The following is a 16,994-nucleotide window of genomic DNA, read 5'->3' as shown; positions in this document are numbered from 1 at the left end:
TGGTGGAACTCCTCTGTCGATTTAGGTCCTCAGAAGCCTGGATGCTGCCGCATCCCGACTTCTTCCGGTCATCGGGAGTGGTAGTTAGGGGCCTCGACGGTCATCTGGATGTCGTGCGGGTGGCTCTCCTTCAGCCCGGCCGCGGTGATCCGGATGAGCTGGCCGCGCCGGTGCATACCGGTGATGTCGGGCGCCCCGACGTAGCCCATCGCGGCCCGCAGGCCGCCGATGAGCTGGTGTGCCACCTGCGACAGCGGGCCGCGGTAGGGCACCTGGCCCTCGACGCCCTCGGGCACCAGCTTGTCTTCGCTGAACACATCGTCCTGGAAGTAGCGGTCCTTGGAGTAGGAGCGGGCCTGCCCGCGCGACTGCATCGCGCCCAGCGAGCCCATCCCCCGGTAGGACTTGAACTGCTTGCCGTTGACGAAGATCAGCTCACCCGGGCTCTCTTCGCAGCCGGCCAGCAGGCTGCCCAGCATCACCGAGTGGGCGCCGGCCACGATGGCCTTGGCGATGTCGCCGGAGAACTGGATGCCGCCGTCGGCGATGACCGGCACGCCGGCCGGGCGGGCCGCTCGGGTCGCCTCCATGATGGCGGTGATCTGCGGCACGCCGACGCCGGCGACGACCCGGGTGGTGCAGATCGCGCCGGGGCCGATGCCGACCTTGACCGCGTCGGCGCCGGCGTCGACGTGCGCCTTGGCGCCGGCGTAGGTCGCGACGTTGCCGCCGACGACCTCGACCTGGGTCTCCCGCTTGAGCCGGGCGACCATCTCCAGCACGTTGCGGCTGTGCCCGTGTGAGCTGTCGACCATCAGCACGTCGACGCCGGCGTCGATCAGCAGCCGGGCCCGCTTGTAGGCCTCGTCGCCCACGCCGACGGCGGCGGCGACCCGCAGCCGGCCGGCGTCGTCTTTGGTCGCGTTGGGGAACTGCTCGCTCTTGGTGAAGTCCTTAACCGTGATCAGGCCGCGCAGCCGGCCGCTCTCGTCGACCAGCGGCAGCTTCTCGATCTTGTGCTGGCGCAGCAGCCCGAGGGCCTCGTCCTTGGTCACCCCGACGCCGGCGGTGACCAGCGGCATCCGGGTCATGATCTCGTGCACCGGGGTGTTGCCGTTGGTGACGAAACGCATATCGCGGTTGGTCACTATGCCGACCAGCGCGCCGCCGTTGTCGACCACGGGGACACCGGAGATGCGGTAGCGACCGCAAAGGGCGTCGACGTCACGAACGGTGTCGTCGGGGCTGCAGGTGACCGGGTTGGTGATCATCCCGGCCTCGGACCGCTTGACGAGGTCGACCTGCAGCGCCTGGTCTTCCATCGACAGGTTGCGGTGCAGCACGCCGATGCCGCCGTTGCGGGCCATCGCGATCGCCATCCGCGCCTCGGTCACCGTGTCCATCGCGCTGGACATGAGTGGAATGCCGAGACGCACGTTGCGGGTGAGCTGGGTCGCGGTGTCGACCTGGCTCGGCACCACGTCACTCTCACCCGGTTGGAGGAGGACGTCGTCGAACGTGAGACCGAGCGGCACGGTCGCCGCGGGGCCGGCCCCGGGGTCCTCGAAGGTGCCGACCGGCAGGTCGTTGACGGGCTTGTTGTCCATGGTTAGTCCCCTCAGCGGCGCGATACGTCATGTTACCCGCGCGAGCGCGCGGACCGGCCGGCGCGGCCCCGCTCTGGGCAGGCGCGACAGGCCCGAAAACGACTACGGTGGGAGGGTGAACGACGAGCCCATCGATCCGTTCAAGGACGACCCCTCCGCGGGGCTCTCCGACGACGCGGGCGACGACGACCCGACCCTCGACCCGTTGACCGAGGTCGAGCGGCAGGACGTGCTCGAGGACCTTGCCGACCTCGAGGTTTATCAGGCCCTGCTGGGCCCGGTCGGGATTCGTGGGCTGGTCATCGAGTGTGAGGACTGCCACGAACCCCACTATTTCGACTGGGACCTGCTCCGCGGCAACCTGCGTCACCTGCTGAGCTCCGGTCGGCCCCGGGTGCACGAGCCGGCCTACGACCCTGATCCCGATCACTATGTGACCTGGGAATACGCCAAGGGCTACGCCGACGGCGTGCACGACACCCTGGCGGATGAAGCCGACGATCCCGAGCTGCCCGGCAAGCCGGACAGCTCGGGATCATGATCGCCGCACGCTGACCGGCCCAAGGAGAGGGGTGGGGGCCGGTCGGTCGCGTGTGTCAGGCCACGAGGCCTGACCGGAAGCCCGCGGCCACGGCGTGCGCGCGGTCACGCGCGCCCAGTTTCCGGAACAGCCGCCGGGCGTGGGTCTTCACGGTGTCTTCCGACACGAAGAGCTCGCGCCCGATCTCGGCGTTGCTCTTCCCGTCGGCCATGCCGCGGAGCACCTGGAGTTCCCGTTCGGTGAGCGCGGCGCGCCGGGCAACCGGCTCCTCGCGCCCGCCGTAGCGGTTGACCGGGTCGCCCTGGCCGCCGAAATAACGCCCTTCCTCGGCGTTGTCACGGATGTCCATGCCGGGACCCGCGTCGCCGCGCTGCACCGGGACGACAGCCGACGTCGACTCGGCCAGCCCGATCTGGGGGTGTCCGGCCCCCACACCGGCCTGCATCCGCATCGGCCCGGCGTTGCGGCCGGCGGCGGCGCCGGCGAGACCGCCGACTGCGGCCGGCACCCGGCCGGCGACGCAGAGCAGCAGCACTGCCTTGGCCACGACGCTGACCAGGTCCTGGTCACCGCCCTGGATCAGGGCCCGGGCTCCGGCGTTGACCGCGGCGGCCGCGATCCGCGGGTCTTCCGACCCGAAGAGCACGATCGTCGCGCCCGGGGCCCGACCCAGCACCCGCTGGGTGAATCCCACAGTGTCCGGTCTGGTCACAGCTGTGTCCGCGAGCACCACATCGGCGGGACGCTCGGCTAGACGGAGCAATACCTCGGGCTCGGATACCGCAGTTCGCACGGCGCCGGCTACTCCGAGCCGGGCCGCGGCCGCATTGACGTTCTGAGCGGCCTGCGATGTCCGAACGCAAACGAGGACAGTTCGCACGGTGGTCCTCCTCTCCTCATAGAAGAGGACCACGGAGCACTGAGATCATTACGGCGTTTCAGCTGAAAGAACAGGAAAGTTCCGGACAGTTCGCCACGCCGAGGTGGTAGGTGCGCGCAACGAATCGATCAGGCACGTGTGAGTGGACAGCGCTCGGGGTAGTGACACCGCTAGTCCAGAACGGCGCGGAGGCGCGCGCGAAAGGAGGGGTGCCGATGTCCAACGTACGCAGGCTGCCCGGGCCCATCGACGAGCGTTGGGATTGGCAGCGGCTAGGCGCGTGCCGGGGTCGCGACAGTGCCCAGTTCTTCCATCCCGACGGGGAACGCGGCTCGTCCCGCAACCGGCGCGAGATGAAGGCCAAGTCGGTATGCGGCACCTGTCCCGTGCGCGCGCAGTGCGCCGCGCACGCCCTCTCGGTGCGCGAGCCCTATGGCGTCTGGGGCGGCTTCAGCGAATCCGAACGGCTCCGCCTGCTGGCCACCGGCTGGGAAGACCTGGCCGATCGCCGGCAGACCACGGTCGACGTCGAGCGCCTCGAGGCGCGACTCGGCCGGCCACACAAGTCAGCGGTCCCGGCCGCGGTCCGGCCCACCCCCGCGCCGCTCCAGCGCCGCGCCAGCTGACCAACCTTCTTGCGGTCCGGGACCCCGACGGGTCCCGGACCGCCGTTCATCCGACGGTGACCGCCACGTTGTGATAGCCGGTCGCGCCGTCGGGCAGCACGTCGGCCGGCTGCGAGGTCTGTGTCTCGCCGGTCTTGTCGGTGGCCCGCACCCGCAGCACGTGATCTCCGCCGGTCGCCTCCCACGTCCACGACCACTGGACCCAGGTGTCGTCGGAGACGGCGCGGGCGAGCATCGCCTCCTGCCAGGGCTCGTTGTCGACCTGCACCTCGACCTTGGCGATGCCGCGGTGCTGTGCCCAGGCCACGCCGGCCACGGTGACCGGGCCGGCGCGGAGCGCGGTGCGGCCGCGCGGTGTGTCGATCCGGGACTCGGTCTTGATCGGACCCTCCTGCGACCAGCCGCGCGGCACCCAGTAGGCGTCGTAGTCGGCGAAGCTGGTCACCTCGAGTTCGACCACCCACTTGGTCGCCGAGACATAGCCATACAGACCCGGCACGACCACGCGTACGGGAAATCCGTGTTCGATCGGCAGCGGAGCGCCGTTCATGCCGATGGCGAGCATCGCGTCGCGGCCGTCGCGCAACACCGCCGTCGGCGTGCCGCAGGTCCACCCGTCGGCCGACCGGCCCACCACCTGGTCCGCGCCGTCGAGCGGCTGCGCCTGGTCCAGCAGCGGTTTCAGGGGTACGCCGAGCCAGCGCGCGTTGCCGATCAGGTCGCCACCGACCTCGTTGGACACGCAGGCGAGGGTGACGTAGCGCTCGATCATCGGCCGGGCCAGCAGGTCGGCGTAGGTCAGCTCGATCTCGTTGCGGACCCGGCCGTGGATCCGCAGCTTCCACCCCGCCGGATCGACCTGCGGCACCACCAGCGCGGTGTCGATCCGGTAGAACTCGTCGTTGGGCGTCACGTACGCGGAGAGATCGGGCAGCCGCAGGTCGGCACCGGCCGGCACCTCGGGCCCGGGCGTGGCCGGGGCAGGCAGTTTCACCTCGGCCCTGGCGGTCGCGACGCTGCGCCGGGTCGACAGCAGTCGGCCGGCGAACCCGACCGCGACGGCACCCAGGATGATCAACGCGCCGCCGCGCAGGAACCGGCGCCGCCCCTCGACCGCCTCTTCCTCCTCGTGCACCGAGGGCGCGACCAGTTCGGTCACCTCGGCCGGGGCCAGCGGGCCGACCACCAGCAACCAGAGTGTGCCGCCGGCCGCGGCCGCGCCGAGCAACGCGGGCAGGGCCGCCGAGGGGCCGGCGTTCGGGCGGGTCAGCGCGGCGGCGACACCGACGGCCGCGAACAGCCCGATGCCGGCGAAGCCGACCGCGAGCCAGCGCACCGACAACGCCCCGATCACGGCGGCGAACAGCACGAGCAGCACGGCGGTGCCGACCAGCAGGGCGGTCTTGTCGTGGACGCCGAACATGGTGATCGCGAACTGCTTGAGCGTCTCTGGCACGTGGTCGACGACCACACCGCCGACCGCGACCAGCGGGGCGCTGCGCGACCCGGTCACGACGGCGACCACCTCGGCGAGACCGAGGGCGACGGCGGCGGCCGCGACCCCGGCGAGCGCGCCGAACTTCCACGACTTCCTCGTCACGGCAGCAAGTGTGATCCCTGCCGGCCGTGAACCGGTAACGGGAGGCGGTGAACGTAATGAAACGACAAGATCCGCGCGGCCCGGGGGCCGCGCGGATCTTGTTTTCGTTGCTGGCTCAGGCTCAGAAGCCCGGGCCGTGCTGGTGCCCGTGGCCGTGCCCGTTGCCGCCCTCGGCGGGCTGCGCCTTCTCCGGCTTCTCGACCACCAGGCTCTCGGTGGTGAGCAGCAGCCCGGCGATCGACGCGGCGTTGAGGACCGCGTTGCGGGTCACCTTCACCGGGTCGATGATGCCGGCCTTGGCCAGGTCGACGAAGGTGTCGTCGGCCGCGTTGAGGCCGTTGCCCCAGGCCAGCTCGCGCACCTTCTCGACGACGACGTAGCCGTCGTGGCCGGCGTTCTCGGCGATCCAGCGCAGCGGCTCGTTGAGCGCCTTGCGGACGATCGAGACACCGGTCTTCTGGTCGCCGGTCAGGCCCAGGTCGCCGTCGAGCACCGACGCGACCTGCACGAGAGCGGCGCCGCCACCGGGGACGGTGCCCTCTTCGACCGCGGCCTTGGTCGCGGCGATGGCGTCTTCGATGCGGTGCTTGCGCTCCTTGAGCTCCACCTCGGTGGCGCCGCCGGCCTTGATCACCGCGATGCCGCCGGACAGCTTGGCGAGCCGCTCGGCGAGCTTCTCCTTGTCCCAGTCGGAGTCGGAGGCCTCGATCTCCTTGCGGAGCTGCGAGACGCGCTCGGCGACCTCGGTCGCGTTGCCGGCGCCGTCGACGACGGTGGTGTTGTCCTTGTCGATGACGATCCGGCGGGCCGAACCGAGCTGGTCGAGGCCGACCTGGTCGAGCTTGTAGCCAAGCTCGGGGGCGATCACCTCGCCGCCGGTCAGGATCGCGATGTCCTGCAGCATCTGCTTGCGGCGGTCGCCGAAGCCCGGCGCCTTGACGGCGGCGATCTTCAGCGTCTTGCGCACCGCGTTGACCGCCAGCGTCGCGAGGGCCTGGCCCTCGACGTCTTCGGCGATCAGCAGCAGCGGCTTGCCGGCCTGCACGACCTTCTCGAGCAGCGGGAGCAGCTCTTCGACGGCTGAGATCTTCTGCGTGGTGATCAGGATGTAGGGCTCGTCGAGGACGGCCTCCTGCGACTCCGCGTCGGTCACGAAGTGCGGGGAGATGTAGCCCTTGTCGAACTGCAGGCCCTCGGTGATCTCCAGCTCGGTCGCCAGGGTCGAGCCTTCCTCGACGGTGATGACACCGTCACGGCCGACCCGCTCCATCGCCTCGGAGATCAGTTCGCCGATGGTGGCGTCCTGCGCCGAGATGGTGGCGACGTTGGCGATGGAGCCCTTGGTGTCGACATCGGCGGCCTTGCCGAGCAGCGCCTCGGAAATGGCGTTGGCGGCAGCGTCGATGCCGCGCTTGAGGTCGCTCGGGCTGGCGCCCGCGGCGACGTTGCGCAGGCCCTCGCGGACCATTGCCTGGGCCAGGACCGTCGCGGTGGTGGTGCCGTCACCAGCCACGTCGTTGGTCTTGGTCGCCACCTCCTTGACGAGCTGGGCACCCAGGTTCTCGTAGGGGTTGGTGAGCTCGATCTCCTTGGCGATGGTCACACCATCGTTGGTGATCGTCGGAGCGCCGAACTTCTTGTCGAGGACGACGTTGCGCCCGCGGGGGCCGAGAGTGACCTTGACCGTGTCCGCGAGGGCGTTGACGCCGTGCTCGAGAAGGTGCCGGGCGTCGTCCGAGAAGCTCAGGATCTTCGCCATTTAAGTCCCTTCACAGACACGATGCCCCGGCCCGGGAAGAACCGGTCCGGGGCATCGCGCACTTCAGCTTGATCAGTTACTTCTCGATGACCGCGAGGACGTCGCGGGCGGAGAGCACCAGGTACTCCTCGCCGGCGTACTTGACCTCGGTGCCGCCGTACTTCGAGTAGATCACCGTGTCGCCGACCTTGACGTCAACCGGAACGCGGTTGCCGTTGTCGTCGACCCGGCCGGGGCCGACGGCGATGACGGTGCCCTCTTGCGGCTTCTCCTTGGCGGTGTCGGGGATCACGATGCCCGACGCCGTGGTCGTCTCAGCCTCGTTGGCCTGGACGAGAATCCGGTCCTCGAGAGGCTTGATCGCAACCTTGGTCGCGGTAGTCACGGGCATACCCTCCTGGGGTATCAGGTTCGTAGCCGGCCGACTTTCCGGCCGGCGCCAATTTGCCTCATGCCACCAGGGCGGGTCCGTCGTCGCGGGTGCCGGGCCTGCCTGGCGTTGTTGGCACCCTCAGACCGAGAGTGCTAATCGCAGGTTATGCCGCGACTAGCACTCCGTCAAGGAGAGTGCCAGCGAGCCGCCACGGAAGAATGGGTCCGTGGACCTGCCTGCCCTGCGTACCCCCGCCGGTGTCGCGGCGCTCACCGCCGCGACCGACCTGGCCGGCGGCGACCCGCTGGCCGCGGCGGCCGCGCTGCGTTCCGCGGGCGTCCCGCCCGAACTGGCCGCCGCCGCGCTCACCCAGGCGGCCCTGCGCCGCCAGGCGGCCGGCAAGTTCGGCCCGGACGCCGCCGAGATGTTCTTCACCCGTGCCGGGCTGGAGCAGGCGACCCGTGCCGTGGTGGCCGGGCGGCGGGCCCGGCGGCTGGTCGCGGCCGGCGTGCGCACCCTGGCCGACCTCGGCTGCGGCATCGGCGCCGACGCGATCGCGGCCGCTCGGGCGGGTATCGAGGTGGTCGGTGTCGAGATCGACGCGACCACCGCGGCGGTCGCCGCCGCGAACGCCGAGGCGGCCGGGGTCGCCGACCGCTTCCGGGTGGTACGCGGCGACGCGACCGGCTTCGACACCGGCGGTTTCGACGCGGTGTTCTGCGACCCGGCCCGCCGGTCGACCGGTGGCCGCCGGGTGTTCGACCCGTCGGCCTATTCGCCGTCGTGGGACTTCGTGGCCGGGCTGGCGGAGCGGACCGAGCGGCTCGCGGTCAAGGTCGCACCCGGGTTCGACCACGCGCTGGCGCCGGTCGGCGCCGAGACCGAGTTGGTCAGCGTCGACCGGGAGGTGGTCGAGGCGACCCTGTGGTGCGGCGCGCTGGCGGCGGTGCCGCGCCGGGCGACCGTGCTGCGGGCCGGCGTCGCGGCCGAGCTGACCGGTTCCGGGACGGTCGCCGCGCCGGTCGGCCCGGTCGGCGACTACCTCTACGACCCGGACGGCGCGGTGGTCCGGGCCGGGCTGGTCGCCGAGTTCGCGGCGACGGTCGACGGCCGGCTGGGTGACCCGACGATCGCCTACGTGTGGGCTTCGGAGGCCGCGCCGACCACGTTCGGCCGCTGTTTCGCGGTGACCGACGTGCTGCCGTTCTCGCTCAAGCGGTTGCGCGCCGAACTGCGGGCCCGCGACGTGGGCACGGTCGAGATCCTCAAGCGCGGCTCCGCCCTGGATCCAGCCAGGTTCCGCCGCGACCTGCGGCTGTCCGGCAGCGCCTCGACCTCGCTGTTGCTGACCCGGGTGGCCGGTGCGCAGGTAGCCGTCCTGGCCCAACCGGTGGCCCGATAGCCTCAAGGGGTGGCCAAGCCAGCCCGGGGAACGCCCGCAACCGTGGTGCTGACCCGCGAGAAGGTCCCGTTCACCACGCACCCCTACGACGTCGACCCGAAGACGCCCGCGTACGGCGAGGCGGTCGCGGCGGCGCTCCGCATCGACCCGCCGAGGGTTTTCAAGACGCTGGTCGCGACCGTCGACGGCCAACTCGGCGTCGGCATCGTCCCGGTGGCCCGGTCGCTCGACCTGAAGGCGCTGGCCGCGACGCTGGGCGCCAAACGGGCGATGATGGCCGAGCCCGCGGCGGCCGAACGCGCGACCGGCTATGTCACCGGCGGCATCTCGCCGCTCGGGCAGCGCTCGCGGCTGCCGGTCGTGCTCGACGACTCGGCGCTGGCGTTCGAGACCATCTTCGTGTCGGCCGGCAAACGCGGCCTCCAACTCGAACTCTCGCCGGCCGACCTCGTGCACCTCACCGACGCCGCCGTCGCACCGATCGCCACCAGCTGAGGAAGGGCGCCTTGCGTATAGGAAGGGGCCCTTGTCGACGAGCGCGGGCCCGGCAGCCGCAGCCGCCGGGCCCGTGTCGTGCGTCCGGCTAGACCCGGCCGGTGGACCGGGCGCGGCGCCGCGAGATCGCGTCGACGCTTGCCGCCACCAGGAGGACCAGGCCGGTCACCATGTAGACGACGCTGGAGGGCTGGTTGAGCAGGCCCATGCCGTTGATGATGATCGCGATCACGAAGCCACCCAGGATGGCGTCGACGATCCGGCCCTTGCCGCCGAAGAGGCTGGTGCCGCCGATGACGGCCGCACCCACCGCGTAGAGCAGGGTGGACGCGCCGCCCGTTGACGGCGAGATGGAGTTGTCACGGCTGGCGAGCATGATGCCGCCGACCGCGGCCAACGTCGAGGCGATCATGAAGCAGGCCAGCTTGACCAGCCCCACGTTGATGCCGGCGCGCCGGGCCGCCTCGGCGTTGCCGCCGACCGCGTAGACGTGTCGGCCGAACGACGTCTTGGTGAGCAGGAAGGTCAGGCCGACCAGCAGCACCAGCAGGACCGCCACCACGATCGGGACGCCCTTGATCGACGTCACGGCCGCGTTGCGGCTGCGCTCGGTGCTCAGCCAATAGGTGACCAGGCCGAGCAGCACCGCCAACGAGATGATTTTGGCGAGGGTCACCTGGATCGACTCGTAGGTCAGGCCGCCGGCCCGTCGCTTCGCGCCGCGGCGCAGCGCGATCAGGGCGTATCCGCCGACCACCAACGCGAACAACGCCCAGCCCAGCCAGATCGGCATGTCGTTGTTGTTGATCGCCCGCAGCGTCTCGTCGCGGATGGCGATGGTGCCACCCTCGCCGATCAGCTTGAGCAGCACGCCTTGCAGCGCGAGGAACGCCGCCAGCGTCACCACGAACGACGGGATGCCCAACTTGGCCACCAGCAGACCGATCACCAGGCCCACCACGGCGCCGGTGATCAGACAGGCCAAAAGGCCCAGCGGCCAGGACCAGCCCCAGCGGGTGACCACCACGCCCATCACGGCAGCGGCCGTGCCGGCCGTGTAACCGGCGGACAGGTCGATCTCGCCGAGCAGCAGGACGAAGACCAGACCCATCGCGATCACGATGACGGCCGCCGCCTGGTGGATCAGGTTGGCGAAGTTGAACGCGTTGGTGAACGTGTTGGGCCGCAGCGCGGCGAACACGATCACCAGGGCGATGATGCCGAGCACCGCGGGCAGCGAACCCGCGTCACCGCCGCGAACCTTGGCCCACCAGTTGCCGATCGCACCGACGATCGGGTTGGCCGGCGCGGTCGACTGCTCGTGGGCTTCTTCGGTCGTCTCGACCTTGGTCGGGGTGCTCATTTCAACTCCCCGTTTCCGTTGGTGATGCCGCCGATGGCGTCGGAGCGGCCGGTCGTGATGACCTCGACGACCTGGTTGCTCTTCACGTCCTTCGTCTTCATCTGGGCCGCCATGCGCCCCAGGTAGAGGACCGAGATGCGGTCGGCGACCTGGAACACGTCGTTGAGGTTGTGGCTGATCAGCACGACCGCGAGGCCGTTGTCGGCCAGCTGGCGCACCAGCCGCAGCACCTGCTCGGTCTGCGCGACGCCGAGGGCGGCGGTCGGCTCGTCGAGCACCACGAGCTTGGAGTTCCAGATGACCGCACGGGCGATCGCCACCGTCTGGCGCTGGCCACCGGAGAGGCTGGCGACCACCTGACGGATCGACTTCACCGTGCGGACCGACAGGCCGGCCAGGGTCTCCTGGGCCCGCCGTTCCATCGTCGCTTCGTCGAGGATGCCGTTCTTCGTGACCTCGCGGCCGAGGAACAGGTTGTCGACGATGTCCAGGTTGTCGCAGAGCGCCAGGTCCTGGTAGACGACCTCGATGCCGAGATCGTTGGCGTGCTTGGGATTCGTCACCGTGACCTGCTGGCCGTCGAAGACGTATTCCCCGGAGTCGAACGGCTGACTGCCGGCGACCCCCTTGATCAAAGTGCTCTTGCCCGCGCCGTTGTCGCCGACGAGCGCCGTCACCTGTCCCGCATATGCATCGAAGTCCACGTCTTGCAGGACGTGGACCGCACCGAAGCTCTTGTTGATCCCGCGCAGCGACAGCAGCGGCGCGGCATCCTCCGTCGCCGTCGCCGCCCCCGCAGCACCCTCCGGCACCGTCATGGTCACCTCACTAGTTGTTTCCCGGCCCGGCGGTAACCGTGGCCTTAAGCGCCCAGAAGGCCCGGCAGGACGTGCCTGCCGGGCCCTCCGCGTCAATTAGCTAACGCCTGCCGAAGTGCAGAGCGCGGCGTACTGGCCGGTGCAGATGTCGCTGGCCTTCCAGAAGCCGTCGGCGATGACGTCCTTGACGGAGTCCTTGAAGATGGCCTGCGGGGTCGCGAGCGCCGAGGGGACGTCCTTGTTGAGGACGGTGTCCTTGACCGAGCCGTTGACCAGGTCGCTGCCCGGGGTCTCGCCGTTGATCAGCGCGATGGCCAGCTTGGAGGCGGCGTCCGCCTCCTTCTTGATGGCCTTGTAAACGGTCATGCACTGGTTGCCGGAGAGGATGGCCTGCAGGCCTTCCTTGCTGGCGTCCTGGCCGGTGACCGGGACCTTGCCGTTGAGGCCGTTGGCGGTCAGGCGGGCGATGATGCCCTGGGCCATGGTGTCGTTGGCGGAGATGACGCCGTCAACCTTGCCGCCGTTCTGGGTGTAGAGCTGCTCGAACGCGGTGCCCGCGATCGTGGCGTCCCAGTTACCGGTCTGGTCACCGACTATCTTGTAGTCGCCGCTGTCCACCTTCGGCTTCAGCGCCTCGACGTAGCCCTGCTTGAACAGCGCGGCGTTGTTGTCGGTCGGGTCACCGTTGATCTGAACGATGTTGGCCTTGGTCTTCTTGGCGTCGGTCAGGCACTTGGTCAGGCCCTCGCCCATCAGCTTGCCGACCTGCACGTTGTCGAAGGAGACGTAGTAGGACGCCTCGCCACCCAGGGTCAGGCGGTCGTAGTCGATCGTCTTGATGCCGGCGCCCTGGGCCTTCTTCAGGCAGGCGCTGCCGGAGTCAGAGTCGAGGTTGACGATCAGCAGGACGTTGACGCCCGAGGTGATCATGCTGTCGCAGAGGGTGCCGAACTTGGCCTTGTCGCCGTCGGCGTTCTGGATGTCGGCCTGAATGCCCGCGCCGTCAAACGCGGCCTTCAGCAGCGGGCGGTCGTTGGCTTCCCAGCGCGGCGACGTGGAAGCGTCGGGCAGGATCACGCCGACCTTCTTGGCGGCGGTGCCGCCACCACTGTCTCCGCCCGAGTCGTCTGACGAACACCCCGCAAGTGCCAGCGCGCCGACCGCCATAGTGGCGACAGCGACCGACAGAAATCGGTTACGCATAACCTTTTGACTCCTTCATGGCCGTTGAGCGGACCACGTGGGCAGGGTGGCGTCGTTGGCCTTCGCTACCCAGCGATCCGAAACACAAAATACTCGCGCATTTGCCGCCCAACCTCGCGCGGTCGACACGCTGCCGTAACGATCCGGTCACGGCACTGGAACCGGCTTCGATGCGTTCGGGCGAGCCGAGAAAGCGCTCTCAGAGCGTACGCTTTCGCCCGCGGAGAGGGGATAGGTTGACTTTGGATACTCGTGCGTCAGACGCCGATCGACAGCGCGTAGTCGAGTTGTTACAACGGCATACCGCCGTCGGCCGACTCACCCTTGACGAGTTCACCGATCGTGTCGGCGTGGTCTACAACGCCGATACTTTGGCCGATCTGGCCGGGGTGACCAGCGATCTTCCGGCGCTGCCGGAGAAGCCCGGCGCGGTCCGCCGAGACCTTCTTGCAATGTTCGGAATCGCCGCCGTGACCTTGCTGTTACTTGCGCTCTACATGGCCGTGACCCGATAGGGACGTCAAGTTACGCCACTGTCGAATAAGGACTTTCGCGCCGTTTGGGGTCGGAACCGGCCTGGGGCTCTTCGTCGCCGTGCCACGAACGCCAGAGGGCCGCGTAGGAACCGCCCGCGGCGACCAACTCGTCGTGCGAGCCGAGTTCGGTGATCCGCCCGTCTACGACCACCGCGACCCGGTCCGCGTCGTGCGCCGAGAACAACCGGTGTGCGATGGCGATGACGGTGCGTCCCTGAAGCACAGCGGCCAGTGACCGCTCCAGGTGGCGGGCGGCCCGCGGGTCGATCAGCGAGGTCGCCTCGTCGAGCACCAGGGTGTGCGGGTCGGCCAGCACCAGGCGGGCCAGCGCCAGTTGCTGTGCCTGGGCCGGCGGCACGGTCTGGCCACCGGTGCCGACCACCGTGTCCAAACTGGAGGGCAGCGCCTCGACCCAGTCGAGCGCGTCGACCGCCGACAACGCCGCGCGCACCTCGTCGTCGGTCGCACCCGGCCGGGCCATCACCAGGTTGTCGCGCACGGTGCCGATGAACACATGGTGCTCCTGGGTGACCAGGGCGACGTGCGACCGCAACGCGTCGAACGGCAGCGAGGCCAGCGGGACGCCGCCGACGGTGACCGTGCCGGCCGTGGGCGCGTGGATGCCGGCCAGCAGCCGGCCGAGCGTCGACTTGCCGGCGCCGGACGGGCCGACCATCGCCAGCCGCTCCCCCGGCTCGATGGTCAGGTCGATGCCGTGCAGGACGTCGCGACCCTCCACATAGGCATATCGGACGCCGCTGGCCACCAGCCGCTCGCCGCGCGGGGCGGCCGCGGCTTCGGTGGCCGGCGCCGACCGGCCGGCGACCCCGAGCAGGCGGGCCAGCGACGCGCCGCCGACCTGCAACTCGTCGAGCCACGACAGCAGCCGGTCGATCGGGTCGACCAGCGCCTGCACGTAGAGCGTCGCCGCGGTCACCTGGCCCAGCGTCACCCAGCCCTCGAGGTAGAACCAGCCGCCGATCAGCAGGGTCGACACCACCGGCACCACGTAGCCGATCTCGACCACCGGGAACCAGACGGTGCGCAGCATCAGCGTGTAGCGCTCGGCGGCGTAGGAACGGCGGATGTCGTCGTCGGTGCGGGCTCGGCGGCGGTCCTGCAGCCGCAACGCCTCGGTGGTGCGGGAACCCTCGACGGTTTCGCTGATCCCGTCGGTGATGTCGGAGTAGGCGGCGTTTTCCCGCAGGTAGCCGGCGGGTGCCCGGCGCAGGTACCACCGGGTGCCGGCCCACAGCATCGGCACCGCGATCAGGCAGGGCAACGCCAGCAGCGGGCCGGTGAGCACGATGGCGCCGACCACGAAGCACCCGGTGACGATGGCGATCAGCGTCTCCGGCACCGCGAAGCGCACGCTGTGCGACAGCGCCGAGACGTCGCGCGAGGTGCGGGTGAGCAGGTCGCCGGTGCCGGCGCGTTCCACGGTGGACAGTGGGATGGCCAGGATCCGGTCGACGAACTCCTCGCGCAGCTCGGCCAGCACCCGCTCGCCGAGCCGGGCCGAGCAGAAGGCGGCAAACCGCGTCAGCACCGCCTGGGTCACCACGAAGGCGGCGATGGCCACCGCGATCTGGTCGACCGCGCGGGTCGTGGTGCCGGTCGACAGGCCCTCGACCAGGTTGCCCAGCAGGCGAGGGGCGACCAGGCCGGCGATGGCGGCCAGGCCGTGCAGGCCCAGCGCGAGGGCCAGGCTGCCGGGATGCCGGCGCATCAGCCGGCGGGCGTATTGCCGCACCTCGGCCGCGTCGGCCACCGGGAGTTGCTGGCTCATTGGTCTTCCTCCCGGGTGACCGTGGCGGCATAGGCGCGCGAGCGGCGCAGCAACTCGCGGTGGGTGCCGACGGCGGCCACCCGGCCGTCGGCGACGAAGGCCACCTCGTCGGCCCGGTCGAGCACCAGGGGGCTGGTGGTGCAGACGACCGTGGTGCGGCCGGCCCGCGCGGCGCTGAGCCGGGCGGCGATCCGGGCTTCGGTGTGTGCGTCGACCGCGCTGGTCGGCTCGACCAGCACCAGCGTCTCCGGGTCGGCGACCAGCGCCCGGGCCAGGCGCAGCCGTTGCTGCTGGCCGCCGGAGAACTCCCGGCCGCGTTCGGCGACGGCGGTGTCGAGGCCGGCCGGGAGCGCGTCGACGACGTCGACGGCGCTGGCCGTGTCGAGGGCGGCCGCGATCGAGCCGTCGCCCGCGCCGCGCGGGTCGAGTTCGGTGCGCAGCGGCCCGGAGAACAGCCGCGCGTCGTTGTCGGCGACCAGGATCCGCTCGCGCACGGCGGTCAGGTCGAGGTCGGCCAGGGAGACGCCGGACAGGGTCACCGTGCCGTCGGCGAACCGGCCCAACCGGTCGGCGATCGCGGCCGCGTCGACGGGGTCGCGGGCCGCGACGGCGGTGAACCGGCCTGGCCGGACGGTCAGGCCGGACTCGGCGTCGACCAGCGGCCCGCCGGGCGCCGCGGTGACCGGGGCGGCCGGCGAGGTGAACTCGGGCTCGAGCGTGAACATCCGCACCACCCGCCGGGCCGCGACGTGCCCGCGGGTCAGCCGGTCGATCGCCTCGGTGAGCTGGCGCAGCGGGCTGACCAGGAACGCGGCGTAGCCGTAGAGGGCGACCAACTCGCCGGCGGTGATCTCGCCGCGCAGGGCGAACCGGGCGCCGAGCCAGGTGACCAGGACCAGGAACATGCCGGGCAGGAGGATCTCCGACGCGGCGAGGAGCGACTCGATCCGGGCGACCCGCACGCCGGCCGACCGGAGTTCCTGCGACTCGGTGCGGTAGCGGCCGGCGAAGGTCGATTCTCCGCCGACGCCGCGCAGCACCCGCAGGCCCGCGACGATGTCGCCGGCCCGGGTGGTCAGCTTGCCCTCCTGGTCGCGGTAGACCTGCTGGCGCCGCTGCAGCGGCTTGATCAGCCCGGTGGCGATCAGCATCATCACCGGCACGCCGACCACGACGATCAGGCCCAGCGGCACCGAGGTGCGCAGCAGGATCACGCCGACGGCGACCACGGCGACCAGCGAACCGGCGGCCCGGGCGGTGATGTCGAGCGCGCCGCCGATGTGGTTGATGTCGGAGGTGCCGATGCTGACCACCTCGCCGGTCGCGAGTCGCTTGGGCAGCGTGGCGCCGACCCGGTTGGCCTGGCGCACGGTCAGCTGGACGGTGCGGTAGGCGGCGGCCAGCCAGTTGAACGCGGCCATCCGGTGCCGCAGGATCCCGGTCACCCCGGTGACCACGCCGAGGCCGAACAGCACCGCGCCCCACCGCAGCAGGCTGTCGGGGTCGCGGGCGGTGAGCCCGGCGTCGATGGCCCGCCCGACCGTGGCCGGAATGAGCGCCTGGCTGAGCATCCACAGGATGGCGAAGGCGATCGCGGCCGTCAGTGACGGCCAGGTGCGGGCCGCCAGCCACAGCAGGTAGCGGGTGGCCGACCGGACGTCGGGGTCGCCGGGATCACCGACGGGTAAGGGCCGCATAACAGGACGAAGTTAAATGATCAACTTCGCCCGGCGCCACCGATTATCGGTCGACCAGCGTGAAGTCCCACTCGTGCGGTGGCCTGGCCACCAGCGGCGACGGCGGGGCCGGCAGCGGCTCCGGGTCACTGCGCCATCTGGAAATCACGACGCAGCGGTCGTCGGACGAGGAGAACACCTCGCTCGTGATGTGCAGCGGGTTGACCTCGATCCGCGGCAGGGCCGTGTCACAGACCCAGTTGACCAGGTCGGGCAGCCGGCCGGGCTCGGCACGGGCCTCCCACATGCGAGCGATCACGGGGCCG

At 70.5% G+C, this 16,994-nt stretch carries 16 protein-coding genes; 5 read left to right on the top strand and 11 right to left on the bottom strand.

Annotated elements, in window-relative coordinates:
* Positions 1-68 precede the first annotated feature (68 nt).
* The gene (guaB, locus tag AB0J74_RS08480) at positions 69-1,607 is read right to left on the bottom strand and encodes an IMP dehydrogenase (RefSeq protein ID WP_363446027.1); all 1,539 of its coding nucleotides are present in this window, start codon (positions 1,605-1,607) and stop codon (positions 69-71) included.
* Between the two features lie 115 nt (positions 1,608-1,722).
* Between guaB and AB0J74_RS08475 the strand changes: the two genes are divergently transcribed.
* On the top strand, positions 1,723-2,148 hold the full coding sequence (locus AB0J74_RS08475) for a DUF5319 domain-containing protein (RefSeq protein WP_363446025.1): 426 nt from the start codon (positions 1,723-1,725) through the stop codon (positions 2,146-2,148).
* 55 nt (positions 2,149-2,203) lie between these two features.
* On the opposite strand, the gene AB0J74_RS08470 is transcribed toward AB0J74_RS08475, so the two are convergent.
* Positions 2,204-3,028: a helix-turn-helix transcriptional regulator gene (locus tag AB0J74_RS08470; protein ID WP_363446023.1), complete on the bottom strand. Its 825-nt coding sequence runs from the start codon at positions 3,026-3,028 to the stop codon at positions 2,204-2,206.
* Between the two features lie 215 nt (positions 3,029-3,243).
* Here AB0J74_RS08470 and AB0J74_RS08465 point away from each other — a divergent pair, with 215 nt between their 5' ends.
* The gene (locus AB0J74_RS08465) at positions 3,244-3,654 is read left to right on the top strand and encodes a WhiB family transcriptional regulator (RefSeq protein ID WP_363446021.1); all 411 of its coding nucleotides are present in this window, start codon (positions 3,244-3,246) and stop codon (positions 3,652-3,654) included.
* Positions 3,655-3,700: 46 nt separating this feature from the next.
* Here AB0J74_RS08465 and AB0J74_RS08460 read toward each other — a convergent pair whose 3' ends face one another.
* The 3 genes from AB0J74_RS08460 to groES all read right to left on the bottom strand — a co-directional run bounded on the left by AB0J74_RS08460 (position 3,701) and on the right by groES (position 7,404).
* Positions 3,701-5,254: a molybdopterin-dependent oxidoreductase gene (locus AB0J74_RS08460; RefSeq protein WP_363446019.1), complete on the bottom strand. Its 1,554-nt coding sequence runs from the start codon at positions 5,252-5,254 to the stop codon at positions 3,701-3,703.
* Between the two features lie 121 nt (positions 5,255-5,375).
* The gene (gene groL, locus AB0J74_RS08455; protein WP_363446018.1) at positions 5,376-7,013 is read right to left on the bottom strand and encodes a chaperonin GroEL; all 1,638 of its coding nucleotides are present in this window, start codon (positions 7,011-7,013) and stop codon (positions 5,376-5,378) included.
* Between the two features lie 76 nt (positions 7,014-7,089).
* Positions 7,090-7,404, bottom strand: a complete 315-nt coding sequence (gene groES, locus AB0J74_RS08450) for a co-chaperone GroES (RefSeq protein WP_203700089.1) — start codon at positions 7,402-7,404, stop codon at positions 7,090-7,092.
* Between the two features lie 208 nt (positions 7,405-7,612).
* Here groES and AB0J74_RS08445 point away from each other — a divergent pair, with 208 nt between their 5' ends.
* Positions 7,613-8,788 (top strand): methyltransferase domain-containing protein, encoded by a 1,176-nt coding sequence (locus AB0J74_RS08445; protein WP_363446016.1) that lies wholly within the window; start codon positions 7,613-7,615, stop codon positions 8,786-8,788.
* 9 nt (positions 8,789-8,797) lie between these two features.
* Entirely contained in the window at positions 8,798-9,283 is a 486-nt protein-coding gene (ybaK, locus tag AB0J74_RS08440; RefSeq protein ID WP_363446014.1) for a Cys-tRNA(Pro) deacylase, read from the top strand.
* A gap of 88 nt (positions 9,284-9,371) precedes the next feature.
* Here the strand turns inward: ybaK and AB0J74_RS08435 are convergent, their stop codons facing one another.
* The 3 genes from AB0J74_RS08435 to AB0J74_RS08425 form a co-directional block, all read right to left on the bottom strand.
* Positions 9,372-10,646 carry an ABC transporter permease gene (locus tag AB0J74_RS08435; protein ID WP_363446013.1) on the bottom strand — a complete coding sequence of 425 codons (1,275 nt, stop codon included), beginning with the start codon at positions 10,644-10,646 and terminating at the stop codon, positions 9,372-9,374.
* Positions 10,643-11,464 (bottom strand): ATP-binding cassette domain-containing protein, encoded by an 822-nt coding sequence (locus AB0J74_RS08430; protein ID WP_363446011.1) that lies wholly within the window; start codon positions 11,462-11,464, stop codon positions 10,643-10,645. Before AB0J74_RS08430 ends, AB0J74_RS08435 begins: the two co-directional genes overlap by 4 nt.
* A gap of 96 nt (positions 11,465-11,560) precedes the next feature.
* Positions 11,561-12,667: a substrate-binding domain-containing protein gene (locus tag AB0J74_RS08425; RefSeq protein ID WP_363446010.1), complete on the bottom strand. Its 1,107-nt coding sequence runs from the start codon at positions 12,665-12,667 to the stop codon at positions 11,561-11,563.
* 236 nt (positions 12,668-12,903) lie between these two features.
* Between AB0J74_RS08425 and AB0J74_RS08420 the strand changes: the two genes are divergently transcribed.
* Positions 12,904-13,182: a DUF1707 domain-containing protein gene (locus AB0J74_RS08420; protein WP_363446008.1), complete on the top strand. Its 279-nt coding sequence runs from the start codon at positions 12,904-12,906 to the stop codon at positions 13,180-13,182.
* Positions 13,183-13,192: 10 nt separating this feature from the next.
* On the opposite strand, the gene AB0J74_RS08415 is transcribed toward AB0J74_RS08420, so the two are convergent.
* Genes AB0J74_RS08415 through AB0J74_RS08405 form a run of 3 tightly spaced genes read right to left on the bottom strand, consistent with a single transcriptional unit; the run spans position 13,193 to position 16,987 of the window.
* Complete coding sequence (locus AB0J74_RS08415) at positions 13,193-14,992, bottom strand: ABC transporter ATP-binding protein (RefSeq protein WP_363446006.1); 1,800 nt, start codon at positions 14,990-14,992, stop codon at positions 13,193-13,195.
* The gene (locus AB0J74_RS08410; protein ID WP_363446004.1) at positions 14,989-16,689 is read right to left on the bottom strand and encodes an ABC transporter ATP-binding protein; all 1,701 of its coding nucleotides are present in this window, start codon (positions 16,687-16,689) and stop codon (positions 14,989-14,991) included. The genes AB0J74_RS08415 and AB0J74_RS08410 overlap by 4 nt, the downstream gene beginning before the upstream one ends.
* Before the next feature lie 43 nt (positions 16,690-16,732).
* A complete protein-coding gene (locus AB0J74_RS08405) occupies positions 16,733-16,987 on the bottom strand; it encodes a hypothetical protein (RefSeq protein ID WP_363446002.1) in 255 nt (84 codons plus the stop codon).
* Positions 16,988-16,994: the final 7 nt, after the last annotated feature.

Origin of the sequence: Asanoa sp. NPDC049573 (assembly GCF_040676615.1) — a bacterium.
Classification (GTDB): Bacteria; Actinomycetota; Actinomycetes; order Mycobacteriales; family Micromonosporaceae; genus Asanoa.
Note: the sequence above shows the minus strand (reverse complement) of the source record. Positions and strands in the feature narration are given on the sequence as shown.